20 protein-coding genes are annotated in these 23,548 nt (G+C 37.8%); 3 read left to right on the top strand and 17 right to left on the bottom strand.

The features are described from left to right. The first annotated feature begins 88 nt into the window (after positions 1–88). Together cysD and cysN are read left to right on the top strand one after the other, a co-directional pair. On the top strand, positions 89–994 hold the full coding sequence (gene cysD / locus MTO98_RS27580) for a sulfate adenylyltransferase subunit CysD (protein WP_091213675.1): 906 nt from the start codon (positions 89–91) through the stop codon (positions 992–994). Between the two features lie 57 nt (positions 995–1,051). Beyond that, positions 1,052–2,293 carry a sulfate adenylyltransferase subunit CysN gene (gene cysN / locus MTO98_RS27585; protein ID WP_243482205.1) on the top strand — a complete coding sequence of 414 codons (1,242 nt, stop codon included), beginning with the start codon at positions 1,052–1,054 and terminating at the stop codon, positions 2,291–2,293. A gap of 365 nt (positions 2,294–2,658) precedes the next feature. Here cysN and MTO98_RS27590 read toward each other — a convergent pair whose 3' ends face one another. From MTO98_RS27590 to MTO98_RS27625, 8 genes are read right to left on the bottom strand one after another with little or no spacing between them, the layout of a single operon-like run. Beyond that, complete coding sequence (locus tag MTO98_RS27590; RefSeq protein ID WP_243482206.1) at positions 2,659–4,059, bottom strand: UDP-glucose 6-dehydrogenase; 1,401 nt, start codon at positions 4,057–4,059, stop codon at positions 2,659–2,661. Between the two features lie 50 nt (positions 4,060–4,109). After that, positions 4,110–4,970 carry a glucose-1-phosphate thymidylyltransferase RfbA gene (gene rfbA / locus MTO98_RS27595; RefSeq protein ID WP_243482207.1) on the bottom strand — a complete coding sequence of 287 codons (861 nt, stop codon included), beginning with the start codon at positions 4,968–4,970 and terminating at the stop codon, positions 4,110–4,112. 21 nt (positions 4,971–4,991) lie between these two features. Next, entirely contained in the window at positions 4,992–5,855 is an 864-nt protein-coding gene (gene rfbD, locus MTO98_RS27600) for a dTDP-4-dehydrorhamnose reductase (RefSeq protein WP_243482208.1), read from the bottom strand. Between the two features lie 41 nt (positions 5,856–5,896). Further along, on the bottom strand, positions 5,897–6,451 hold the full coding sequence (gene rfbC / locus MTO98_RS27605) for a dTDP-4-dehydrorhamnose 3,5-epimerase (RefSeq protein WP_243482209.1): 555 nt from the start codon (positions 6,449–6,451) through the stop codon (positions 5,897–5,899). 21 nt (positions 6,452–6,472) lie between these two features. Further along, positions 6,473–7,528 (bottom strand): dTDP-glucose 4,6-dehydratase, encoded by a 1,056-nt coding sequence (gene rfbB / locus MTO98_RS27610; protein ID WP_243482210.1) that lies wholly within the window; start codon positions 7,526–7,528, stop codon positions 6,473–6,475. Between the two features lie 33 nt (positions 7,529–7,561). After that, positions 7,562–8,506, bottom strand: coding sequence for a GDP-L-fucose synthase (locus MTO98_RS27615; protein WP_243482211.1), 945 nt, complete (start codon positions 8,504–8,506; stop codon positions 7,562–7,564). 2 nt (positions 8,507–8,508) lie between these two features. Beyond that, positions 8,509–9,627, bottom strand: coding sequence for a GDP-mannose 4,6-dehydratase (gene gmd / locus MTO98_RS27620; protein WP_243482212.1), 1,119 nt, complete (start codon positions 9,625–9,627; stop codon positions 8,509–8,511). A 58-nt stretch (positions 9,628–9,685) separates the two neighbouring features. Beyond that, a complete protein-coding gene (locus MTO98_RS27625; RefSeq protein WP_243482213.1) occupies positions 9,686–10,789 on the bottom strand; it encodes a DUF1972 domain-containing protein in 1,104 nt (367 codons plus the stop codon). Between the two features lie 240 nt (positions 10,790–11,029). Here MTO98_RS27625 and MTO98_RS27630 point away from each other — a divergent pair, with 240 nt between their 5' ends. After that, positions 11,030–13,447, top strand: a complete 2,418-nt coding sequence (locus tag MTO98_RS27630; protein WP_243482214.1) for a right-handed parallel beta-helix repeat-containing protein — start codon at positions 11,030–11,032, stop codon at positions 13,445–13,447. 190 nt (positions 13,448–13,637) lie between these two features. Here MTO98_RS27630 and MTO98_RS27635 read toward each other — a convergent pair whose 3' ends face one another. The 9 genes from MTO98_RS27635 to rfbG all read right to left on the bottom strand — a co-directional run bounded on the left by MTO98_RS27635 (position 13,638) and on the right by rfbG (position 23,522). After that, positions 13,638–14,465 carry a glycosyltransferase family 2 protein gene (locus MTO98_RS27635; RefSeq protein WP_243482215.1) on the bottom strand — a complete coding sequence of 276 codons (828 nt, stop codon included), beginning with the start codon at positions 14,463–14,465 and terminating at the stop codon, positions 13,638–13,640. A gap of 6 nt (positions 14,466–14,471) precedes the next feature. Further along, on the bottom strand, positions 14,472–15,221 hold the full coding sequence (locus tag MTO98_RS27640) for a glycosyltransferase family 2 protein (protein WP_243482216.1): 750 nt from the start codon (positions 15,219–15,221) through the stop codon (positions 14,472–14,474). Between the two features lie 177 nt (positions 15,222–15,398). Beyond that, positions 15,399–16,574: an O-antigen ligase gene (locus tag MTO98_RS27645; protein ID WP_243482217.1), complete on the bottom strand. Its 1,176-nt coding sequence runs from the start codon at positions 16,572–16,574 to the stop codon at positions 15,399–15,401. A gap of 223 nt (positions 16,575–16,797) precedes the next feature. Continuing rightward, the gene (locus tag MTO98_RS27650) at positions 16,798–17,781 is read right to left on the bottom strand and encodes a glycosyltransferase (protein WP_243482218.1); all 984 of its coding nucleotides are present in this window, start codon (positions 17,779–17,781) and stop codon (positions 16,798–16,800) included. After that, on the bottom strand, positions 17,769–19,193 hold the full coding sequence (locus MTO98_RS27655; RefSeq protein ID WP_243482219.1) for an oligosaccharide flippase family protein: 1,425 nt from the start codon (positions 19,191–19,193) through the stop codon (positions 17,769–17,771). The genes MTO98_RS27650 and MTO98_RS27655 overlap by 13 nt, the downstream gene beginning before the upstream one ends. A 56-nt stretch (positions 19,194–19,249) precedes the next feature. Continuing rightward, on the bottom strand, positions 19,250–20,173 hold the full coding sequence (locus tag MTO98_RS27660) for a glycosyltransferase family 2 protein (RefSeq protein WP_243482220.1): 924 nt from the start codon (positions 20,171–20,173) through the stop codon (positions 19,250–19,252). Between the two features lie 97 nt (positions 20,174–20,270). Next, complete coding sequence (rfbH, locus tag MTO98_RS27665; RefSeq protein ID WP_243482221.1) at positions 20,271–21,536, bottom strand: lipopolysaccharide biosynthesis protein RfbH; 1,266 nt, start codon at positions 21,534–21,536, stop codon at positions 20,271–20,273. After that, entirely contained in the window at positions 21,526–22,425 is a 900-nt protein-coding gene (locus MTO98_RS27670) for an NAD(P)-dependent oxidoreductase (protein ID WP_243482222.1), read from the bottom strand. The genes rfbH and MTO98_RS27670 overlap by 11 nt, the downstream gene beginning before the upstream one ends. Next, a complete protein-coding gene (rfbG, locus tag MTO98_RS27675) occupies positions 22,422–23,522 on the bottom strand; it encodes a CDP-glucose 4,6-dehydratase (RefSeq protein ID WP_243482223.1) in 1,101 nt (366 codons plus the stop codon). Before rfbG ends, MTO98_RS27670 begins: the two co-directional genes overlap by 4 nt. Positions 23,523–23,548: the final 26 nt, after the last annotated feature.

A 23,548-nucleotide genomic window follows, 5' to 3' on the forward strand; every position in this document is an offset into this window, starting at 1 on the left:
CACTAAAATTGGCATAATTGCGTATAATTGCAGTTTAAATGCAAAACTCTACTACTTAGGTGGGGTTAGCAGGGTTTTTATTGTTAAAATGCATAAATATTATCTTACTCATCTGCAGGAATTAGAATCAGAGGCCATTTACGTTATCAGGGAAGTGGTTGCACAATTTGATCGTCCTGCCATCCTGTTTTCGGGCGGGAAAGACTCTATTGTTGTAACACACCTGGCAAAAAAGGCATTCTGGCCGGCAAAAATCCCTATGCCTCTTATTCACATTGATACGGGCCACAATTTTCCCGAAACAATGGAGTTCAGGGATAAATTGGTTGATAACCTTGGCGTACAACTTATTGTTGGCTCGGTTCAGGAATCAATTAATAAAGGCCGTGCAGTTGAAGAAAGTGGCATTAATGCCAGCCGTAATGAACTGCAGATAGTAACCCTGCTTGATACCATTGAAAGCCATAAAATAGATGCTGCTATTGGCGGTGCACGCCGTGACGAGGAAAAGGCACGCGCTAAAGAGCGCTTTTTTAGTCACCGTGACGAATTTGGACAGTGGGACCCTAAAAACCAGCGCCCTGAATTGTGGAATATATTTAATGGCCGCAAGCGCATGGGCGAACACTTCAGGGTATTCCCAATCAGCAACTGGACTGAAATGGACATCTGGAACTATATTTTGCAGGAAAACATAGCTATACCTTCACTATACTTTGCTCACCAGCGCGATGCCGTTTACCGTGATAATACCTGGCTGCCAGCTTCGGAGTTTTTACAGCTTCGGGACGGTGAAACTATCGAAAACAAGCTGATGCGTTTCCGTACCCTGGGCGATATTACCATTACTGGAGGTATCGAGTCGGACGCCGACACGCTGGAGAAAATAGTTGCCGAAGTATCTGCCACACGCAGCACCGAACGCGGCAACCGCAGTGATGATAAACGCTCGGATACTTCGATGGAAGACAGGAAAAAGCAGGGCTATTTTTAAAATTTGATTCAATGAGGCTTTAGGCAGTCAAGCCTGAAGCACAATATACCACCACAAATGGAATTATTACGTTTTACTACAGCAGGTAGTGTTGACGATGGAAAAAGCACACTCATAGGACGCTTACTGTACGATTCAAAATCCATCTTTGAAGATCAGATGGAAGCTGTAAAACAATCGAGCGAACGAAAAGGACTTCAGCATGTTGATCTTTCATTATTAACAGACGGCTTACGTTCAGAACGCGAACAGGGCATTACTATTGATGTAGCTTACCGCTATTTTGCCACGCCGAAACGCAAATTTATCATTGCCGATACACCGGGGCACATCCAGTATACCCGTAACATGGTTACCGGTGCCTCAACTGCAAACCTGGCGCTGGTACTCATTGATGCCCGCAAAGGTGTAGTTGAGCAAACCTGCCGCCACTCGTTCATCGCATCGCTGTTAAAAATCCCACACATTATTGTTTGTGTAAATAAAATGGACCTGGTTGATTACAGCGAGGAAGCTTTTAACAAGGTTGTTGAACAGTATGAAGCGTTTGCAGCCAAAATAGATGTTAAAGACATTCGTTTTGTACCTATCAGCGCTTTAGCCGGCGATAACGTGGTAAACGATTCGGAAAATATGCCATGGTATAAAGGCGAAAGCCTGTTACATACCCTGGAAACTATACATATTGCCAGTGATGAAAACCACTCCGACGCCCGTTTCCCGGTGCAAACGGTGATTCGCCCGCATGCTGATGAGTATCACGATTACCGTGGTTATGCAGGCCGGATAGCAGGCGGCATTTTCAGGCCAGGGGATAAGATAACTGTATTACCATCAGGATTAACATCGGCCATCAAAACTATCGATACTTATTCCGGCCCTGTTGAGGAAGCTTTCTCACCAATGTCGGTATCCATTACACTGGAAGACGATATCGACGTAAGCCGCGGCGATATGATTGTAAAAGACGACAGCGAACCGCAGGTAAGCCAGGACCTTGATGCTATGATTTGCTGGATGGCAACCCGTAGCCCGCGCCCCGGTGCAAAATACCATCTCAAAACTACTACCCGTGAGGTGATGTCGATCATTAAGGAAGTATATTATAAGCTGGATATCAACACGCTTGAAAAACAGGAAGAAAATACAGATATCAGGATGAATGAAATGGTAAAGATCCGTTTACGCACCACCCAACCTGTAGTGTTTGATGAATACCGCAAAAACCGCATCACCGGCTCATTGATCCTGGTTGATGAATCGACCAATGAAACCGTAGCAGCGGGTACATTTTTATAGAACACAATTAAAGTTTAAAATAAACGAAACCGCCGCATAATTCAATTTATGGGGCGGTTTTTATTTCAAGTGATTATCTGGTTGCTCGTCAACGAGGCCAAACCGTGTCAGTCCATTATCAGTAAATATTTGCCTTTTGGCGATATAATATCATCCTAATCTAACAGCTCAACAATCTGCAAAAAATTGCTTTTAAACTTTTCAATATGAAAACAATGAATGACGTTATGATTGGAATTGCCGTCCCTATCACCAGTGAATTAGATACCGCAAAAAAATAGACTGCCCCTTTGAGACAGTCCATTTTAATTAGCCCTATTGCTATCTTTTCTAAAGCCGATCTTTAGATTGTGCATTTGCAGGCACTATGCTTTAGTGCCGATAGTCTGTACTAAGAATCCAATAGATCTTAATTCGTCTGCATTAAGCAGGTTTCTGCCGTCAAATATTTTAGCTGGCTTCAACATACTATCATATATCTTTTTCCAATCGTAGGTTTTAAACTCATCCCATTCTGTCAGTACAGCTATAGCATGAGCGCCTTTACATGCCTCATAGGGATCACTAATAATTTTCACCCCTTTTTTATTTTCTTCAGAAGATCTTGTGGCAAGATAATCAAGATCAAAATAAATCTGATCAGCCGATACCTTAGGATCATAAACCGCTATATTTGCCTGTTCATGTAACAAATGATCGGCAACATAAATTGCAGCTGACTCACGTGTATCATTAGTATCTTTCTTAAATGCCCAGCCCAGGAAGCTGATTTTTTTACCGTTTACAGTATTATACAGCTCTTTAATCATCTGGTTAGCAAACCGCTTCTTTTGATGATCATTCATAATAATAACCTGTTCCCAATAATCAGCTACTTCTTGTAAACCGTAACTTCTTGCTATGTAAACAAGGTTTAAAATATCTTTCTGGAAACAAGAACCACCAAAGCCAACTGAAGCTTTTAAGAACTTAGGGCCAATACGGCTATCGGTACCTATAGCCTTGGCCACTTCGTTTATATCCGCCTCTGTTTTTTCACAAAGCTCTGTCAATGAATTAATTGAAGATACACGCTGTGCAAGAAATGCGTTTGCGGTAAGTTTTGATAATTCCGATGACCAAACATTTGTAGTTAAAATTCGCTCACGCGGAATCCAATTAGCATATACGTCAACCAAAGCCTGAATAGCAGCCTGTCCTTCCACTGTGCTATCTCCCCCTATAAGCACACGATCCGGAGCATCCAAATCTTCTACTGCTGTTCCTTCTGCAAGGAATTCAGGGTTTGAAAGTATTTGAAACTGTGATCCATTACCGGTATGAATTAAGATATCTTTTATAGCGCTGGCGGTGCGTACGGGTAATGTAGATTTTTCTACAATTATTTTGTTATCCTTTGCAACCCGAGCAATTTGTCTTGCACAAAGCTCAATCCATTTTAAATCAGCAGCCTGCCCTTTACCAGCACCATAAGTTTTGGTTGGGGTATTTACTGATATGAAAATCATCTGAGCATCATCAATTGCTGATTCCACATCAGTAGAAAAGAAAAGATTACGCCCTCGCGCTTCGGCAACAACGTCACTTAAGCCAGGTTCATAAACCGGAATATTTTCAACATCGGGATCATTCCACGCAGCTATACGCTGCTCGTTCAAATCAACAACTGTTACTTTGATATGAGGGCATTTCTTTGCTATCATAGCCATAGTTGGACCACCAACGTAACCAGCACCTATACAACAAATTTTTGTAATTTGAATCATATAATTAAAAAGTTTATATTATTTGCTTTAATAACTTCCTGGCAAATGAATTACGGTTGTATTCTCCTTATATACATTCCATAACCGCTTTTGATATATTTTTCGGCTAAAGTCTGGAGTGCTCCATGGTCAATAAATCCCATTCTGTAAGCTATTTCTTCAATACATCCAATTTTAGTATCCTGACGCTTTTCAATAACTCTCACAAACTCGGAGGCATCGCTTAATGAATCAAAGGTGCCTGTATCAAGCCATGCGGTCCCCCTATCCATTACTCCAACTTGTAATTGTCCTTTTTCAAGGTATACTTTATTTACATCAGTAATTTCAAATTCGCCCCGCGGAGAGGCAGGTATCTCGCGGGCTATCTTAACAACCTGATTATCATAAAAATAAAGACCAGGTACCGCGTAATTAGATTTGGGTGTTACAGGTTTTTCCTCAATAGAAAGCGCCTTGAAATTTTTATCAAATTCTACTACGCCATAGCGTTCAGGATCAGCAACCGGGTAAGCAAATATCGCAGCGCCATTTACATCATTAAAGCTTTGAATAAGCTTGCTGAAGCCCGAACCGTAAAAGATATTATCGCCCAATACCAAAGCCACTTTATCCTGCCCTATAAAATCAGCTCCTATTACAAAAGCTTGTGCAAGCCCATTAGGCACTTCCTGAGTAGCAAATTCAAATTTACAGCCCAGTTCACTACCATCACCTAGCAAACGTTTAAAACCTGCCTGATCATCCGGAGTAGTAATGATCAATATCTCGTTTATCCCGGCCAACATCAATACTGATAATGGATAATAGATCATGGGTTTATCGTAAATAGGCATTAACTGTTTACTTATAGCCTTTGTTATAGGATAAAGACGGGTTCCCGAACCGCCGGCAAGAATAATTCCTTTCATAAGAGATGTTTTTTATTTAGATTATTGTGCAGATTCAAGTGCTTTAAGACAAACCTCAAGGCTATCCCGCCAATACGGGATTTCCAGGCTAAAAGTTTTTTTAATTTTCGCCTTATCCATTACCGAAAAAGCCGGCCTTGTTGCCTTTGTTGGATATTCGCTTGTGCGGATAGGAAAAGTTTTTACCTGGGTACCTGACAGATCAAATATCCCTTTAGCAAAATCATACCATGAGGTTACTCCCTCATTGCTATAATGATAAATACCGTAGCTTCCACCTCCTGATATTATGATATCCAAAATGGCGGCAGCCAGATCAATTGCATAAGTTGGCGTACCAATTTGATCAGCAATGATCTTTAATTCATCCCGCTCGCTTCCTAACTTCAGCATGGTTTTCACAAAGTTATTGCCATATTCAGAATACAGCCAACTTGTGCGGATAATGTAGTGTTGCTCAAGCACATCTACAACATCCTGCTCACCCTCGAGCTTTGTTAGGCCATATATACTTATAGGCTCGGCTATATCATTTTCAACAAGCGGAATAGGGATATCACCTTTAAAAACAAAATCAGTTGAAATTTGCACCAACGAAGCATTGTGCGCTTTACATTGCACAGCCAGGTTACGGGCACCGGTTTTATTTATTTTGCGGGCAAGCTCAATATCGTCTTCGGCTTTATCAACAGCGGTATATGCAGCGCAATTGATTGCGAAAGACGGTTTATATTTTTCAAAAACTTCATTCAGCAAAGTTTCATCCAGGATATTTGCTTCGGCTTCAGGAGGAAAAACAATTGAAGTTATGCCTTTTATTTCGGCGACTTTTTTTAAACACTGACCAAGTTGGCCAGAAGCACCGAAAACTACGATGTTTTCCATATTGAATTTTATAATTTATTACGGGGGTTAAAATAAATATATCAAAAACCAAAATCGCCTACGTTCTTCAAAAACGGTAGCACCTTATCTTTATCGGATACCAGGATATCAGCATTGGGCATACCCCAATCAATATTTAATTCAGGATCTGCATAGTGCAGGCCCCCCTCCGATTCCTTATTGTAAAAATTATCGCATTTATATTGAAACATCGCTGTATCGCTTAAAACGATAAAACCGTGTGCAAAGCCGCGGGGAACAAAAAATTGTTTATTGTTTTCTTCCGTAAGTAAAACCGAATAATATTGCCCTTTAGTAGGCGATCCACTCCTTAAATCGACCGCGACATCTAAAACCTGGCCTTTAGTTACTCTTACAAGCTTTGCCTGCGCGTGCTCACCTTTTTGCAAATGCAATCCCCTGAACACCCCGCGAGATGAATAAGATTGATTGTCCTGAACAAAATTAACCTCATACCCAACAGCCTCATTGAAACGTTGCGCATTGTATGATTCAAAGAAATATCCCCTGTCGTCGTTAAAAACGCGGGGAGTTATTACTATACATCCTTCAAGCGGAGTAGTTGCAATTGTCATGCTATCTGTAGTATTATTAAGTTAACGATTTTCGTATTGATGATCGTAGTAGCTCGCGTAAGCCCCTGAAGTAACATTGTTTAACCAAGTCGTATTCTGTAAAAACCAATCGATGGTGTCCGAAAGGCCCTGTTCAAAAGTTACCGATGGTTTCCAACCAAGCTCTTTATTAATTTTGGTGGCATCAATGGCGTATCGCCTGTCATGTCCTGGACGATCTTTCACATAAGTGATCAATTGCTCACTTATTCCTGATTCACGTCCAAGTTTTTCGTCCATTTGTTTGCATAATAAATGTACCAAGTCGACATTTTTCCATTCATTAAAACCACCAATATTATAAGTATCGCCTATTTTACCTTCATGAAAAATTAAATCAATAGCTACAGCATGATCTTTTACAAAAAGCCAGTCTCTTGTATATTTTCCGTCGCCGTAAACAGGTAACGGTTTATTATTGATGATGTTGTTAATCATCAAAGGGATTAATTTTTCTGGAAAATGGTTAGGGCCATAATTGTTTGAACAATTTGAAACTACCACTTTTATCCCATAGGTATCATGATAAGCACGTACAAAATGATCTGAAGATGCCTTGCTTGCGCTGTATGGCGAATGCGGATCATACCTTGTTTCTTCGGTAAACAAACCTTCTTCACCTAAAGCGCCATATACTTCATCAGTTGATACATGATAAAAAAGGCTATTTTCATAATTACCTGCCCATTTCTGTTTAGCAACTTCCAACAAATTCACAGTGCCAATAACGTTGGTATAAACAAAATCTAAAGGACTCAGTATTGACCTGTCTACATGTGATTCTGCTGCAAGATGAACAACATCGGTTACCCCATATTTTTCAAAAACGGCAGCAACCTGATCCCTGTTTGTTATATCTGCCTTTTCAAATACATAATTGGCAGCATCTTCAATATCGGTTAGGTTTTCAAGATTGCCCGCATAAGTAAGTGCATCAAGATTTATAATGAGATAATCAGGATATTTGGTTACAAATCTACGCACAACGTGCGAACCAATGAAGCCTGCCCCGCCGGTGATAATAATTTTTTTTAACATATAATAAAACAGGTTAAAGCCTTAATATTTTATTTAAGCAACAGTATTGCTTTCAAGTTTATTCAAAAAATCGCTGTATGCTAACTTAATTCCCTCTTCCAATTCAATTGTATGTTTCCAGCCTTTGTTATGAAGCTTACTTACATCCATTAACTTACGGGGAGTACCATCGGGTTTAGTGGCATCAAAATTTATTCCGCCTTCATAGCCAATTATCTCTTTCACCAATAAAGCTAAATCCTTGATAGAAATGTCCTCACCAGTACCGATGTTAACCAAACCTTCTTCATCATAATTCTGCATCAGGTAATAGCAAGCATCGGCAAGATCATCGGCAAACAAAAACTCACGTTTTGGTGTTCCTGTTCCCCAAATGGTTACCTCTTTCAAGTCCTGGGCTTTTGCCTCATGAAAACGACGGATCAATGCTGGCAATACATGTGAGTTTTGAGGATGATAGTTATCGTTATAACCGTATAAGTTTGTGGGCATAACCGATATATAGTTACAACCATACTGCGAGCGGTAGGCGTCACACATTTTGATACCGGCTATTTTAGCAATGGCATAAGGTTCATTGGTTTGTTCCAATGGACCTGTTAACAAATAATCCTCATTTAATGGCTGAGGAGCCAATTTAGGATATATACAACTTGATCCAAGAAACATGAGTTTCTTTACATTGTTAAGATAACTGACATGGATTACGTTATTCTGGATCTGTAAATTTTCGTACAAAAAGTCGGCCCTGTAGGTATTATTGGCAACAATGCCACCAACCTTTGCAGCGGCTAAAAAAACATAGTCTGGTTTTTCTTCTTTAAAAAATTCCACCACCTGTTGTTGATCGCGTAAATCTAAATCCGATGAGGTCCGGGTTATGATATTATCAAACCCTTCCTTTAGAAGTTTACGCTGAATGGCCGATCCAACCATTCCGCGATGCCCTGCTATATATATTTTAGCTGATTTATCCATGGTTATTCAAACTGATTTTTGATGGTATAACCAGAATTCTTTAAAAGTTTTTCGCGTCTGAAGTTTTCAACGTCAGATGCAACCATTTCGCTGACCAATCCTTGTAAGTCATATTTTGGCTCCCATCCTAACTTCGTTTTTGATTTTGTTGGATCGCCGATCAGCAAATCAACTTCTGTTGGCCTGAAATAAGCTTTATCAACAGCTACAACTTCTTTGCCCGCCTCAATCTGGAAATCAGGATTGCTACAGCTAACAACATAGCCTACTTCTTCTACGCCCTCACCTCTAAATTCGATGGTGATGCCAACTTCGGCGAATGCCATTCTTACAAATTCTCTTACCCTCGTAGTAACACCGGTAGCAATTACAAAATCTTCAGCAACTTCCTGCTGCAATATTAAATACATTGCTTCTACATAATCTTTAGCATGTCCCCAATCGCGTTGCGCATCAAGATTACCCAAATATAATTTATCCTGGAGGCCCATGGCAATTTTGGCCGTTGCACGGGTAATTTTACGGGTTACGAAGGTTTCGCCACGTAAAGGGCTTTCATGGTTAAACAGGATACCGTTACAAGCATATATACCATAAGCTTCACGGTAATTAACTGTTATCCAGTAAGCATACATTTTTGCTACCGCGTACGGCGAACGCGGATAAAACGGAGTAGTTTCTGACTGAGGCACTGCTTGTACCAAGCCATACAATTCAGATGTAGACGCCTGGTAAATTTTAGTTTTTTTCTCTAATCCTAAAATCCTGATAGCTTCCAATAATCTTAGGGTTCCTATACCATCGGCATTAGCTGTATATTCAGGCGTGTCGAAGCTTACCTTTACATGCGACATAGCACCAAGGTTGTATATTTCGTCAGGTTGTACCTGCTGAATGATACGGATAAGATTGGTACTGTCACTTAAATCGCCATAGTGTAAGATAAGGCTTTTGTTTGTATCATGAGGATCCTGATACAAATGGTCGATCCTGTCTGTATTGAATAATGAGCTACGTCTTTTTATACCGTGAACCTCATAATCTTTAGACAACAATAATTCTGTCAGATATGCGCCGTCTTGACCTGTTATCCCGGTTATTAGAGCTACTTTTTTTTTCATAAATTAAGGATAGATTAAAATGTAAAATGGGGGCATTGTATGTATTAACAACTTTGTATTAGGACTTCATTATATCGTTAAAATGTTCGGCATACTGATCAACTATTCTATCCCAGTTATAAACATTCGAAATTTCCAGACGATTATTGTTAATAAACGCTTGGTAGTCTATTTTTTTTTTATCTCTGGCATTAGTTAAAACCCGGGCCACATCTTTATCGTCAGAAAAATAAAGTGCGTTTTCGCCAAGGATATACCTGTTGAAATCGTTGTCGTTTGCGCAAATCAAACTATTAGACGCCATTGCTTCAAGCAATGACGGATTAGTTCCGCCAACTGTATGACCATGAAAATAAATGTTCGAAAAATATCTGATGTTGTTTAAGGCATTCAAATCGTAAACGCCACCAACAAATCTGATATTAGGCCTAGCACTAAATTTCTGCTTCAAAAAATTGCCAAATGGTGTATCATGTTTACCAATAACTAAAAAGGGCTCTTCATTTCCTGATAATACAACGCCATCTAAAATAGTTTCGATACTATTCTCTGGTTCAAGCCTGGCAATCAATAGGTTATACTCATGTGGAAGGATATTGTAAGCCGTTAAAACTGATTCATCAGGATTGTTGAACACTTCCGCGCCGTAAGGAATAAATACGGAATCTTTTTGATACTTAGCCTTAAGGTATTTTTGGATGCCTATAGAATCAGATATCAGGTGATCGCTATATTTAACGCCAAGTTTTTCGGCATAAAGGAGGAAGCTCCGTACCCGTCCGGTGTATTTGGTTCTCTTCCATTCCAGGCCATCCATATTGGTGGTTACAATAGAATGCTTACGCGGAAACAACCAGCCCCAAATCGAGCTGCTTGTGTAACCTAATTGTAGAATGATATCACATTTTCTATGTCGTAAATCTCTAATGCAATTAAGATCGTATATAAACTGTCCGACAGTACCTAACTTGAATTCAGGATCGTAACAGTGAACTATTTGAACGTTAGACCAGTTGTTATCCTGATAGGGGTGATTATGCGAATTATAAACTAAAACTTCGTAGCCACGCTTAACTAACCCTAACGCTAAAAATTCCGCGCATTGTTCAAATCCACCATAATTATTGGGTATTCCTCGAGTTCCCAGAATTGCAATACGCATAATTAATGTTAACTATTTCAACAAAAGTATATATTTTTTACGAATTCAGAAGTTTTCATATTTTTTTTTTTAAAAAATCTCATTCTTAGGTGCATTAAAATTAAAACGTTACAATTTATCTCAAAACCGCTTAATTGACCCGGAATTAAAAACAAACAAACAATAATTTTGATTGTAAATAGTTTTTACAAGTAACACTTGACATAATTTTTAAGAAATCTCCAATCAAATTTTATAACTATGAAATCATCGCCGCTTCTGATCTATTATTTGGTTTTAATATTTTGCCTTCCGCAAGTGGCCTCGTCAAAAACAATCTACTACGTATCCAATGACGGTAGTGACTCAAACGTTGGAACATCGGCTGTAAAGCCCTTCAAAACGATAGACAAAGTAAATAGCTTAACGCTAAACCCTGGCGATGTTATTTACTTTAAAAAGGGAGATATTTTTGAAGGGCAGTTAGAGATAAGACAATCGGGCACTTCAACAATGCCTATTATCATCGACTCATACGGGACAGGTAAAAATGCCGTTTTGGAGGCTGCTATTGACGTAAAAAAATGGACTAATCTTAAAGGTAACATTTGGCAGGCAGATTTTAGCAGCAGTGCCGATTCTGTAACTACTCTGTTTATTAATTCAGGCAGTATGCCCCTGGGCAGATATCCTAACCTATCTGCAGTAAACCATGGCTATCTTACCATAAAATCACATAACGGGAAGGTATCAATAGAAAGTGGGTCGCCTATTAACAACAACTGGGAAGGTGCACAATTAGTTGACAGGGCAGCACAATGGTTATTTGACAAATCAACAATTGTATCTCAAACCGGCAACACCTTCACAGTTACAGGTAAAACAGCCGACATTAAAGACAACTGGGGGTTTTTTATTCAAAATCACCTATCAGCATTAGATCAGAATGGAGAATGGTGTTTTGATAGGGGGAGTCATAAAATTTCGGTTTTTTATACTAACGGCAATATTAATAACCAGAATATTAAGGCATCTTTTTATCAACATAATATTTTGTTAGGAAAAAGCAATTATATTACAATACAAAACCTAACATTCAGAGGATCATTAACATCTGCAGTCTACTTAAATTCCTGTACAAACATACAAATACAAAAATCCAATTTCCTTTATTCAGGCGTGGATGCTATTGACGCAATTGGAGGATCGCAGGTAACTATTGACAATAACAATATCAGTGATAGTTACGGCAACGCCATAAATGTTAATGGCACCGAAAACCTGGTATTAACCAATAATGTAATTAAAAATACAGGTTTGATACCAGGCCGGGGACGACGTGGAAACGGCCAGAATATTGCTATAACGTATTCATCTATAAATGGTCCCGCTTTAATTAAACAAAATATTATTGACAGCACAGGCTATAACGGGATAGATTTCAGATCGAGCAATGTAACCATTCAAAATAACGTAATATCAAATTTTAACCTCGTTAAGGGCGATGGCGGCGGCATATATACTTGGAACAGGTTAAAAAACTTCAACTACGTTAATCAAAAGATAATTTCAAATATAATTTTAAAAGCCAGTGGGTCAGACTACGGCACTTACAACATCCCAACAGGGGCATGTGGCATTTATTTAGATGACTGTTCTCAAAACATTGAGGTTACAGGTAATACTATAGCACACTGTAAAAGTGCCGGTATATATCTGCACGGCACTAATAATGTTGTCGTGCAGGGAAATACGTCATTTGACAATGGCGAGCAGGTTTTGATTTTTTATAGCAATTGTGACGATATGCACGATAACTCAATATCAAACAATATCTTTTTCAGTAACAATGTAACCCAGCCGGTTGCAAGATATGAGACAAGAAAAACCGACCTTGCAAATTATGGCACCTTCTCAAACAATTATTATTATCGTAAAAGGGATAGTTTATCGTCGATAATAATTGGTTACGATTTGAACAGAAGAAGCGGTAAACATTTTGTTTCATTAAATGAATGGAAACAGCTCTTTAATAAAGATGTCAATTCACATTCGGGCGATCGAAGAACCATCAAAGCTCAAGGTAGTAAAACACAACAGTTTGCTGCCAATTTATCATCCAGTTTAGTTAAAATCAACGCGATAAATCTCTCATCCTCAAATATAACCCCAGGCGATAAATTCTCGTATCAAAATCAATCTTATCCATTTAATCCCACTAAAAACAAAACCTATCTCTTATCCTTTGATGCAGTTAGTTCAGGCAACAACAAAGTTGTTTTTTGCTATTTTGCTGATAACGGAGACACTGATAACCCGGATATGCGTTTAGGAAAGAACAAAGTATCAGTGTCTTTATCAAAAGATATACAGCATTTTAGCTTGCCAATATCAAGTGGTAACAAAACGTATAATAAAGTAATATTTTCAACATTAAATGACGGAGAAAAAATCACAATAACAAACCTTGATATTAAAGAAGATAATGCCGCTCAGGATGATAGCAGTCAGCAGGATGATAGCAAGGCCCGATTTGAATATAATTCAACTGCTGCCAACAAGACCATTAATTTAGGAAATAGCCAATATAAAGATTTAAAGAATAATGTTTACCGAGGAAGCCTGATTTTAAAACCATTTGAATCGGTTGTGTTATTACCTGCAGACAATGGTAATTGAGTTTCTGCATATCTTATAAAAAAACCGGTTAAGTACTTAACCGGTTTTTTTATAAGATATAGCGACCCAACCTTATTTGGCTCGCTTACCTGATCATTAATTTAGGGCCTTCTATGCCCTATGTTTTATCTTAATAAAGTAGTTTACTTATAGCCTGTTATGGATATTTACGACATTTTTGGTGTAAATATTAAATGGTCAAACGTCTTATGGTGAAGTATATTTTATAGTACACAAACGACCAAATGTTTACTTTGAAGCTTAAATTATTTATAAGGTCATTATAAATTTTAAATTGCTTTGATGGTACCAACAACTTCTTATAAAAGTATTTAAACCCTACCCTATTGGCACCTACTGTATTAGAACCATGTTGCCTGTATAATATTGTTGGGATAGGAAGGTATTTTATCAGGCCGTAGTGAGCAATATTAATAGCGATCCATTGATCATGTACAACATTTGAAGAATGAAATGGCAGAATAACAGCCTTCGATTCTTGGTTTATCATCATTGTACAACCGGCAACAACGTTCAGCGACAGGATTTTTATTGGATTACTTGCTACCTCCGGAAAAAGCTTCTGGCTGTCAATAAACGATTGATTGATGATATTTAAATCAGTATCAACCTCCTTAAGATCTGTAAAAACCATTAACGGGATGTTTCCCGAAACGGCCTCAAGTTCTTTCATAGTTTCAATACAGATCTCAATTTTATTAGGCAACCACACATCGTCCTGATCACACAACATGAAATATTTAGCGGTTGCTTTCTGAATAAGGAACTCAAACGAGAAAGTTGCACCCCGGTGTGCTACCTCGTCTTCTACGATACTTATTTGCTGCGGATACTTTAAGATATACTCTTTCAAAATATCTAACGTATCGTCGGTTGACCCGTCGTCTCTGACAAGCAAGGCAAAATTCTTATAACTTTGCCTGAAAATAGAGTCCAGCTGTTCGCGAAGGAAACGGCCCCCATTATACGTTGCTAATAATATTTCAATTTTATCCATTTTATCTTATTTATAAATAATCCCTTTAAGGAAGATTATTACCTGGTAATAAACGTTAAAATATATTCTTTCGATTTTATGACTAAAGCTTATTCCCCAATATTTGTTTTTTATATCGTAGCTTTCTTTCATCGATTTTGATATTAACCGATTACTAACTCCTCCATATCGCATTGAAGCTATCGTATGATTGGTAAATTTAAATTTAACACCCCCCATAAAGCATCTTACAACAAAATCGTAATCCATTAAAACTTTATACTCCAAAGCATACACGCCAATTTTGTCATAAATGGCTTTTGGAACAAACGTACCCGGGTGCCAGATGGTCATCTGTTTTCTTAAACCATCCAGGCTGCTTGCTTTAATGTTATACTTTGTTTCGCTGTTATATAACTTGACATTACCACTAATGATGGTATTGTCATCAGTATACAAATTTACAATCTTTTCTATAGCATCAGGTTCATACCAATCATCTGCATTGATAATACCTACTAATTGGCCGGTAGCAAGAGCAATCCCTTTATTAAAGGCATCAGAAATCCCCTTATCTTTCTCGGATATGAACTTTGCTATTTTGTTACCAAATTTCTTAACTATACTACATGTATTATCTGTAGAGCCCCCATCTACAATTATATATTCAATAAACTCGTAAGATTGAGCTAAGACACTATTAATTGTGTCTTCTATATACTTTTCTCCATTATATACAATCGTTATAATAGAAACTAATGGTGTTTTAGTATGCATTTAATAAACCGATTTTTTGCGAACAAATAGATAGATATAGTTAATGACCGTTAAACCCCTGTTAAAATGTGCCTGAACAGATTTTAGCTCTTTTTTTGCGAAGTTATTTTAATCTTATACCTGTATCCGTTTAACTATTATATTTAATACCTATTAACCAAAATCTAAGCTATTATTTTAAACGTTCACTCCTTGTAAAGCAACTTTAGGAGCATTGTCGAAGGATAATTTGTATGACTCGTTTAGCCCCAAGCCAATTATCATCCACCAATAATATAAATAAGTTGTGCCAAAGATATTTATAGACACAAAGCCAGCGAAAATAGAGGCTATAGTTACGGCCACGGTGAAATGCGAAAATAAATTACTTTTCATTTTCACTTTATCGTGGCGAATTAGCTTGGAAGACGTTGAAGCCAATGCTATCAGTAAAGCGACACCAAATAGCCCTAACTCATACCCTGTGTTAAGCCAAGCGCTTTCCACAAAAAACTCAAACTTATAACGGTTATCTGTTGTGCCTACTCCATGACCAAATGGTTCGCTCAAATCTTTAGTTATACCTCGGCTAAAACTACCACTTCGGGCTGCAGCGCTGGCTTCCTTTCCACTAAATGAATTGGCAATAATTTCCGATGCTTTTGGAACCACCGCAATTACAACAAATACCGTTACGAAAAAGGCAAATACAGTTAAAAAAAGATATGATGGTTTTATTTTGGTTTTGTTAGATATCAAAAGAGAGATAACCCCAACCATAACAATAGCCCAGCCGGTTCTGGAAAAGGATAGCAAAATGCAAAATAGTGCTAAAATCAAATTGGTAACAGCAAAAACCCTCGACTTTTTTGTAAAGGTGATTAAATTATCTTTCGACAAAAATGCTGAAGCGATAAGCAAAATCACGTAGGCGCAGTACACCCCTAAATCGTTAGGGCCTGTAAATAAACCTGCCATCCTCTCGAAACCCATGATCCTGAAAGATTCTGTACTATATTGGATGTAACCGTTTTCGTCAATAAAATCAATACTTCCCTTTAACGTAGAGATAGCTACGTTAAAGAAGAATTGCTGCAGTATGCAGCCGAAAAACGACAAAAGTGCCCCGGCCAAAAAACAATAAAATAAGTTTTTATAAAACTTAGGTTCAAAAACTGAGATAGACGCCCCGATAAAAAGTAAAATAGGGAATATATAATTCCTTAAAGCAGGTAATGCTGAGGATAAGCTTGGGTTTATAAAAAAGTAAAATAATACTACAAAAAAAAACGGTATCAGCCACAAAATGAGCTTCTTTTTAAGATTTAAGCGCTTTCCGATTATAAGCTTGAAAATTAAGCTCAAAATAACCATCTCCTTCCAGGAAGAAAACAGATCGCCGCCACCGGCCAAATGATCCAACGCTCCTTTTATAAAACTATGAAAAGGTAAAAGAATGGCCAGCAGATAAAAAATATATTCCTTTCTGCTAATTAGCGCAATGCCTACTATTAATGCTAATAATACTACCTGACCCATTCGTTCAATAATCTGCTATCCATTTTATAAAATAATCATCATTTACCGATGTTTATTATCATTTAGATAACTTTCTGTAAATATCTCTTAATTTGTAAAAAATACCGGCTTTTTTCAAAAATACGATAATTTTAATTTTGAAATTAAACAAAGCTGTTTTTACCAAAGGATTATTCTCATGATAAAACGTGTCAATCGCTTTTCGTGCCACAAAATTCTCAACAATAGGCTGCTTTTTTACCTCAATATAATCTGCAATTTCATTCACATAAATATCCTTACCTGCACTATGAACCCCAGAATTATCATATCCGATATTTAAAACCAACGACTTTCTCGGGAATAATGAAAAGCCATTTTGAAACAACCATGACGCATACCACTTAACAGCCCATGTATATATGGTTTTCTTTTTATTTAAAACCAACTGGTTATAATAGTCGGCATGTCCTTCTATATTAAATTTTTTAATAGCCGCTCTATAGTTTAGTTTACTTAAATGATCATCAACATTAGGATTATAAAACTTCCAAGCCCTTGCCCAGGTAGCCCAACCCCAGCAAGAAAATGTATTTATAAAAAAAGTATCGCCCTTTTGTTCGTCATTTATTTTGGCTGGATATAGATAGCCGCTTATGTGCATCACCTTTTCCTCCTGTTCATATACAGTGAGCGCATCGTTCATGTATTTTAAAAACCCTTTGGTAGTTACTATATCATCTTCCAGAACGATAACTTTCCCATGCTCATTAACAACTCTCGAAACGCCTTCTACAATTGAATCAGCAAGCCCTTTATTAACTTCCGCTTCGATGATCACAACCTCCTTACACCATTGTTTTTGCTTAATAACCTTCCTGGTTTCTTCGATCGCTTTTACAGTTTCAGGGGTGCTTTGAGCCTTTGGCCCATCGGCGTAAATATAAAGCTTGCTATCGGCGGCATAATCGTTCAGATTTAGTGCTTCAAGAGTTTTTAAACTATGCGCCGGCCTGTTGTAAACAAACAATACTATAGGTGCAAATGACTTTATCTCTTCCATATCTTTTTTGAAGCTATTTGATATAATTTTGAAAGTTCTGCAGAGGCATCAAATCCAATATATATTGTCAATATGGCTAAAAACACAACTTTGAAGATTTGAAGTTCAAAGTAAATTGAAAACCATAGCGCCAAGGATATCAAAATTTTGGGGATCCAAAATTTATATACCCTAAGTTTATTAAAATTCAAAGCCTTGATGTAACTGTAGTACAACTGAAACGTTAAAACGAATAAGATAAAAGAAAATGAATAGTAAGCGGCAATTGCCTTTAACGATATCAATCCTCCCAAAATAATTGCGCCAACTAAAAAAACAGCCGAAACCCATCCCGATACCATAAACTCGCGTTCTTTTTCTTTAAGTACAAGTAACGACCCAACAGTAGAAAGCAAAGTTTGTGTGTAGATAAGCAAGCCGAAATATGGCAGAAGTGTTGCAACTTGCAACCAGGCCTTTCCCCATAAAACATTAACTAAATTTTCAGGGAATAAAATGAATGTTACAACCAATAAGTAACTTAAAAAAGTTATTACAGTTAATACAAAGTAATATTCTTTTTCAATATCCCCCCCCTCAGATTTAAGTTTCTTTAAGCTGGGAAACAGAATACTATTGAAAATTCCGCTAATAAGATTTAAAGGTAAAGTTAATAAAGAGTAAGCCCTGTTGTATATACCTAACTCCTGAGCACCATACCACTTTCCAACAACCATATTATCGGCGTTTCGCGACCAATAATTAACCGAATTAAATCCAATAACGCTGCCTATTAACTTTCTTGTATGCTTAAAAACAACAATGAAATAGCTATAAGGATAAATTTTGAAGCCGAGTTTTACTTCCCTTTCGTAAAGTACGGCTGTAATTAATGCGGTGGTAACTTGTGGGACAATCAGCGACCAATAACTAAATTTTAGCCAAGCCATGATAATTGTTATTATCACCGATTGAACCATACATATCAACGTTACTTTTCCGATAAAACCAAACTTCAGTTGCTTTGACAAAACAGCGCCTTGTGCTAGGCTTAAACTTCTTAGGATAAAAGTAAATCCAAGTACGATTGTTGGTTTAGTTAAAAGCGGATTATGATAGAATACAGCTATCGGATAGGCTAAAAGCAGGGTAATTATAAATAATATCCCGCCTAAAACCCAGGCTAAATTGGTAAGCACCCGTTGGTAAGTACGCCCAAAATCGCTCCGAATTAGAGCGTAAGACAATCCACCATCAGAAAAGACTAATATGAAGCCCGTAAACACAGTAATAAGCCCAACTAAACCATAACTTGATGGCGTCAACAGTCTCGACACGATTGTTGACGCAGCAAAATTTATGATTTGGGATGCATAAATGTAACCTCCTGAAATTAAAATATTCTTTAATAATCCTTTTTTAAAATTCGCCACTGCTATTTTGTTGTTGGGCAACCACCTTTTTACTTGTCATTAATATCACCCTGTTATTACTTAAAAACATTCCTTGCCCGGTTTAAGGCTACATACAAAGGGAAAAAAACGGAGAATAATACGGTTGCATTTTTCGCAAAAGTTATATTACGCAGCGCCTTCCACCAAACTTTAACCCCATGCGCTTTATACATTGATAACCTTGTTGGCGATCTGTGCATAAACTTTATTTCCATCGCAAATCTCTGGAAGTAGTTGAGGTGCAGTCGCTTATAGTTATCAAAAACCTCATTAATAAGCCCATCACCTCCATAACTCCAATCCTTCTTCTTAATAGGTTGAGTTACTCTTACAGGGAGGTGGCTAACATGATAAACATTTCCCTTTAAACACCACGCGCTCGCGAAATAAATGAATAAATAAATATTATGAACTTTATTACGTTGATAACTATCTAATAAGCCCTCGCGCCGCAAAACTAAACCGCTCAATTGATGTCCCCGATAAGAATTAATTAAAAGAGCCTTAAATCCAGGTGGATACTTCGTTGTACCACCAATTAGGTCCCTGGGCAAGCCCAACTCTTCGTCATTAACAGAAACCGGCACAAAATTAGGAATGATAACATATAGGTCAGGATCTGCTTTTATTATCCGTACACATTCTACTAAATAGTCATAACTTATATAATCGTCATCACCAAGAAACATTACATACTGCTCAGTGCCCTTCTCTAAAACAAATAAAGCGTTAGCTTCTAAGCCAATATTTCTTTCCTGTTTAAATAACTTAATTTTTAGTTGGTGATCCTTAGCAAAATTTGTTACTACCTCACTTGTGTCGTCGATTGAACAATTATCTGATACGATGATCTCAATATTGTCAACCAATCCAGCTTGTTTTATGATAACAGAAAGAGCAATTAGATTCTTTAATAAAAACTCGCTTCTGTTATATGTGGGTATTAGTATGCTAATCATTATAAAGTTTTCATATTTATTATATGCGACTCCCTCATCCTATTTTCTGCTGTAACAACACGAAAAAACGACAATAAATCTTAGTAACAGATATTACCTAACTGTTAATATACCCTCTTATAACATCCGCGATGTAATCATAATGACTTTCGTCAAGTCCTGGCCAAACTCCAAGCCAGAAAGAGCGGTTCATGATAATATCAGTATTGGTCAAATCACCTACTACACGATGCTGTACGCCTGCGTAGGCTGGTTGCCTTAATAAGTTACCTGCAAATAACAATCTGGTTCCAATTTTATTTTCTTCAAGGTGCTGTACCAGCATATGACGGTCGGCTGCATCTCCATCCCTGAGAGTCATTAAAAATCCAAACCATGATGGGTTGCTATTAGCGGTAGGCTCTGGAAGGATAAAAATATCTTCAAATTCTTTCATCCTTTCGTAAAGCGCTTTATAATTCTGGCGGCGCTTTTCAACAAACCTGTCTACTTTAGCAAGTTGAGACACGCCTATTGCAGCCTGCATATCGGTAACTTTTAAATTAAAACCGATATGAGAGTAGGTATATTTGTGATCATAACCATATGGTAATGAACCTAATTGCTGAGAAAACCTGCAACCACATGTATTATCTTTTCCAGGCTCACAATAGCAATCCCTACCCCAATCGCGGAAACTTTCGGCTAATTTGGCAAGTTCGGGGTTATTGATCAGCACAGCGCCACCTTCACCCATGGTAATGTGATGCGCCGGGTAAAAAGAAAACGTAGAAATATCACCGTAGGTACCGGTTTTTTTATCGCGGTAAGTTGCACCCAATGAATCACAATCATCTTCAACCACCCACAAGTTGTATTTTTTAGCTACACGCATCACTTCGTCCAAATCAAAAGGATTACCTAAAGAGTGAGCTATCATAATTGCCTTGGTTTTCGGAGATACCGCGGCCTCAATCATTGATGACATTACGTTATGTGTTGCTATATCAACGTCAATAAAAACAGGAATAGCACCAAATTGAACAATTGGATTTACAGTGGTTGGGAAACCAGCGGCAACTGTAATTACTTCATCACCTGGTTTAATAGCCCTATCACCAAGTTTTGGTGATGTTAATGCATAAAAAGCCACAAGGTTGGCTGATGAACCGGAATTTACAAGTAATGATTTTGTTGCACCAAAATACTTTGCGAAATCATGCTCAAACTGATTTGCAAACCGGCCAGCTGTAAGCCATCCATCGGCAACAGACTCCATGCAAAGTAACAAATCATCTTCTTCAATAATTTTTCCGGTTACTGGAATATAATTCACACCCGGAACTGCTGGCTTAAAAACCTTTAAATCAAATTTATTTTCCATCTATAAATCTTTTACGTTCTTTTTGAATCATGTTATATAGCGCTTCGTTAACGCTATATTTAGGCGTCCAGCCTAATTTTAACAAATCTTTATTATTAGCAAATGAATCCTCAATTTCTCCTTCATGCCTTTTTACAGCGCCAAACAGTAATTGTGATTTAGTACCCGATATATCACCCATAATGTTTATAAACTCCTTAACAGTTATAGATTCTCCTATGCCTGCTTCGAACTCATTATAGCCTGTTAGATTTTCCCGGGTACTGAGTAAAGTGATAAAAGCCGATGCCACATCCTTTACGTATATAAAATCCCGTTTTTGAGTTCCTTCACTCAAAAACACCTCTTGTTTGTTTTGCAGTACTTGCTTGAGAATTGCCGTTACAAATTTAGTTTCTGAATCGCTTTCTCCGAAAACATGTTCAAGTCTAACATTCGCAATGGGTAGCTGCCCTGCAACACCCTCCAATGTGACAGCCAAAATTTTTTTTGAAGTTGTATAGTTACTTAAGTACTTTTGATTAAACTGCTCTTTTGCAAAGAATGAATCGGTATTTATAAATAACTTCACCCCATTTTTTACTCCTTCTTCTATCAACCTCAATGGCAACAAAAGATTTGTGTTCAATATTGTTGAAAGAGATCTTTCTCTTCCATAATCAGTAGCAGTATTTACAATCGAATCAACATTATACTTCTCAAAAATTAACGGGACATCTGTTAATTCATCTAAGAAAAAAATCTCGCATTTACTTTTTAAATGCTCAATTCTCCAGGTATCCGAGCTCGATCTTAATAAAATTATCGGAGCATAACCATGTTCAATAAGAGATTCAAGAATATGGCTGCCTAAAAAGCCGGTAGCTCCGGTTAGCAATACATTTTTCATGCTAATGCCCATGAAATGTCTTTATCGGCAGCTTTAGCCGTATACTCATTAATTTGATCAATACGGCTTTGAAGAAGAACACTTGCATCGTTAATCGCCAGATCGTCTTGGTAACCTTTTACAGTAAATTCAACTGTTTGATCAAATGTTAAAGTTGGGCGCCAGCTAAGCTGATTAACTGCCTTTGAGATATCGAGCTTCAAAAATGTTGCCTCGTGAGGCTTTTGAAGGTTTTCTGGTGTAATGTATCCACCGGAGTTATCAAGGGTTAACATTTTATCAATAAGGTGCTGTACCGAATAGTTAGCCGTATCTTCAGGTCCAAAATTCCATCCCCCGCTGTATTTACCCCCTTCTGTATAAAGCAGCGCACCCAATTGCAGATACCCGCTTAATGGCTCAAGAACATGCTGCCATGGGCGTGTAGCAAACGGATTACGAACCATCAGTTTTTCATTCACCTTAACGGCCCTGAAATAATCCGGTACGATCCTGTCTTTAGCCCAATCGCCGCCACCTATAACATTACCTGCCCTTGCCGAAGCAACCGCACATGAATCAGCTTTATTAAAAAATGAGCTTAAATAAGATGAAGTTATCAGTTCGGCACAACCTTTACTTGCACTGTATGGGTCTTTACCACCCATTGGGTCATTTTCGCGGTAGCCCCAAACCCATTCATTATTATGGTAGCACTTATCGCTTGTTACATTAACGGCAACTTTAACAGATGCCGTTGCTCTTACAGCTTCAAAAAAGTTTACTACCCCCATCAGGTTTGTTTCAAATGTATTAACCGGATCCTCGTATGAAAGTAATACCAATGGTTGAGCCGCCAAGTGGAATGCTATGTCAGGTTGCACATCTGCAAAATATTTTTTCAGTTTAGCCCCATCGCGCACGTCACCTTCCAAATGATGAATTTCATTACCCAAATCACATGTTACAAAATTGTCCTGATCAGAAAGAGGTGCGAGAGCGTACCCATAAACATCAGCACCAAGTTGCTTTAGCCATATAGCCAGCCAGGACCCTTTGAAGCCTGTATGGCCGGTCAATAAAACTTTTTTTCCTTTATAAATATCCCAAAATTGCATAACAGCTCGCTTGATAAATTTTAGAT

Origin of the sequence: Mucilaginibacter sp. SMC90 (assembly GCF_022811725.1) — a bacterium.
GTDB lineage: Bacteria > Bacteroidota > Bacteroidia > Sphingobacteriales > Sphingobacteriaceae > Mucilaginibacter.

Bases quoted from the DNA above. Each gene is read 5' to 3' on its own strand.
- cysD (WP_091213675.1), top strand. From the start codon at position 89: ATGCATAAATATTATCTTACTCATCTGCAGGAATTAGAATCAGAGGCC.
- cysN (WP_243482205.1), top strand. From the start codon at position 1,052: ATGGAATTATTACGTTTTACTACAGCAGGTAGTGTTGACGATGGAAAA.
- MTO98_RS27590 (WP_243482206.1), bottom strand. From the start codon at position 4,059: ATGATTCAAATTACAAAAATTTGTTGTATAGGTGCTGGTTACGTTGGT.
- rfbA (WP_243482207.1), bottom strand. From the start codon at position 4,970: ATGAAAGGAATTATTCTTGCCGGCGGTTCGGGAACCCGTCTTTATCCT.
- rfbD (WP_243482208.1), bottom strand. From the start codon at position 5,855: ATGGAAAACATCGTAGTTTTCGGTGCTTCTGGCCAACTTGGTCAGTGT.
- rfbC (WP_243482209.1), bottom strand. From the start codon at position 6,451: ATGACAATTGCAACTACTCCGCTTGAAGGATGTATAGTAATAACTCCC.
- rfbB (WP_243482210.1), bottom strand. From the start codon at position 7,528: ATGTTAAAAAAAATTATTATCACCGGCGGGGCAGGCTTCATTGGTTCG.
- MTO98_RS27615 (WP_243482211.1), bottom strand. From the start codon at position 8,506: ATGGATAAATCAGCTAAAATATATATAGCAGGGCATCGCGGAATGGTT.
- gmd (WP_243482212.1), bottom strand. From the start codon at position 9,627: ATGAAAAAAAAAGTAGCTCTAATAACCGGGATAACAGGTCAAGACGGC.
- MTO98_RS27625 (WP_243482213.1), bottom strand. From the start codon at position 10,789: ATGCGTATTGCAATTCTGGGAACTCGAGGAATACCCAATAATTATGGT.
- MTO98_RS27630 (WP_243482214.1), top strand. From the start codon at position 11,030: ATGAAATCATCGCCGCTTCTGATCTATTATTTGGTTTTAATATTTTGC.
- MTO98_RS27635 (WP_243482215.1), bottom strand. From the start codon at position 14,465: ATGGATAAAATTGAAATATTATTAGCAACGTATAATGGGGGCCGTTTC.
- MTO98_RS27640 (WP_243482216.1), bottom strand. From the start codon at position 15,221: ATGCATACTAAAACACCATTAGTTTCTATTATAACGATTGTATATAAT.
- MTO98_RS27645 (WP_243482217.1), bottom strand. From the start codon at position 16,574: ATGGTTATTTTGAGCTTAATTTTCAAGCTTATAATCGGAAAGCGCTTA.
- MTO98_RS27650 (WP_243482218.1), bottom strand. From the start codon at position 17,781: ATGGAAGAGATAAAGTCATTTGCACCTATAGTATTGTTTGTTTACAAC.
- MTO98_RS27660 (WP_243482220.1), bottom strand. From the start codon at position 20,173: ATGATTAGCATACTAATACCCACATATAACAGAAGCGAGTTTTTATTA.
- rfbH (WP_243482221.1), bottom strand. From the start codon at position 21,536: ATGGAAAATAAATTTGATTTAAAGGTTTTTAAGCCAGCAGTTCCGGGT.
- MTO98_RS27670 (WP_243482222.1), bottom strand. From the start codon at position 22,425: ATGAAAAATGTATTGCTAACCGGAGCTACCGGCTTTTTAGGCAGCCAT.
- rfbG (WP_243482223.1), bottom strand. From the start codon at position 23,522: ATGCAATTTTGGGATATTTATAAAGGAAAAAAAGTTTTATTGACCGGC.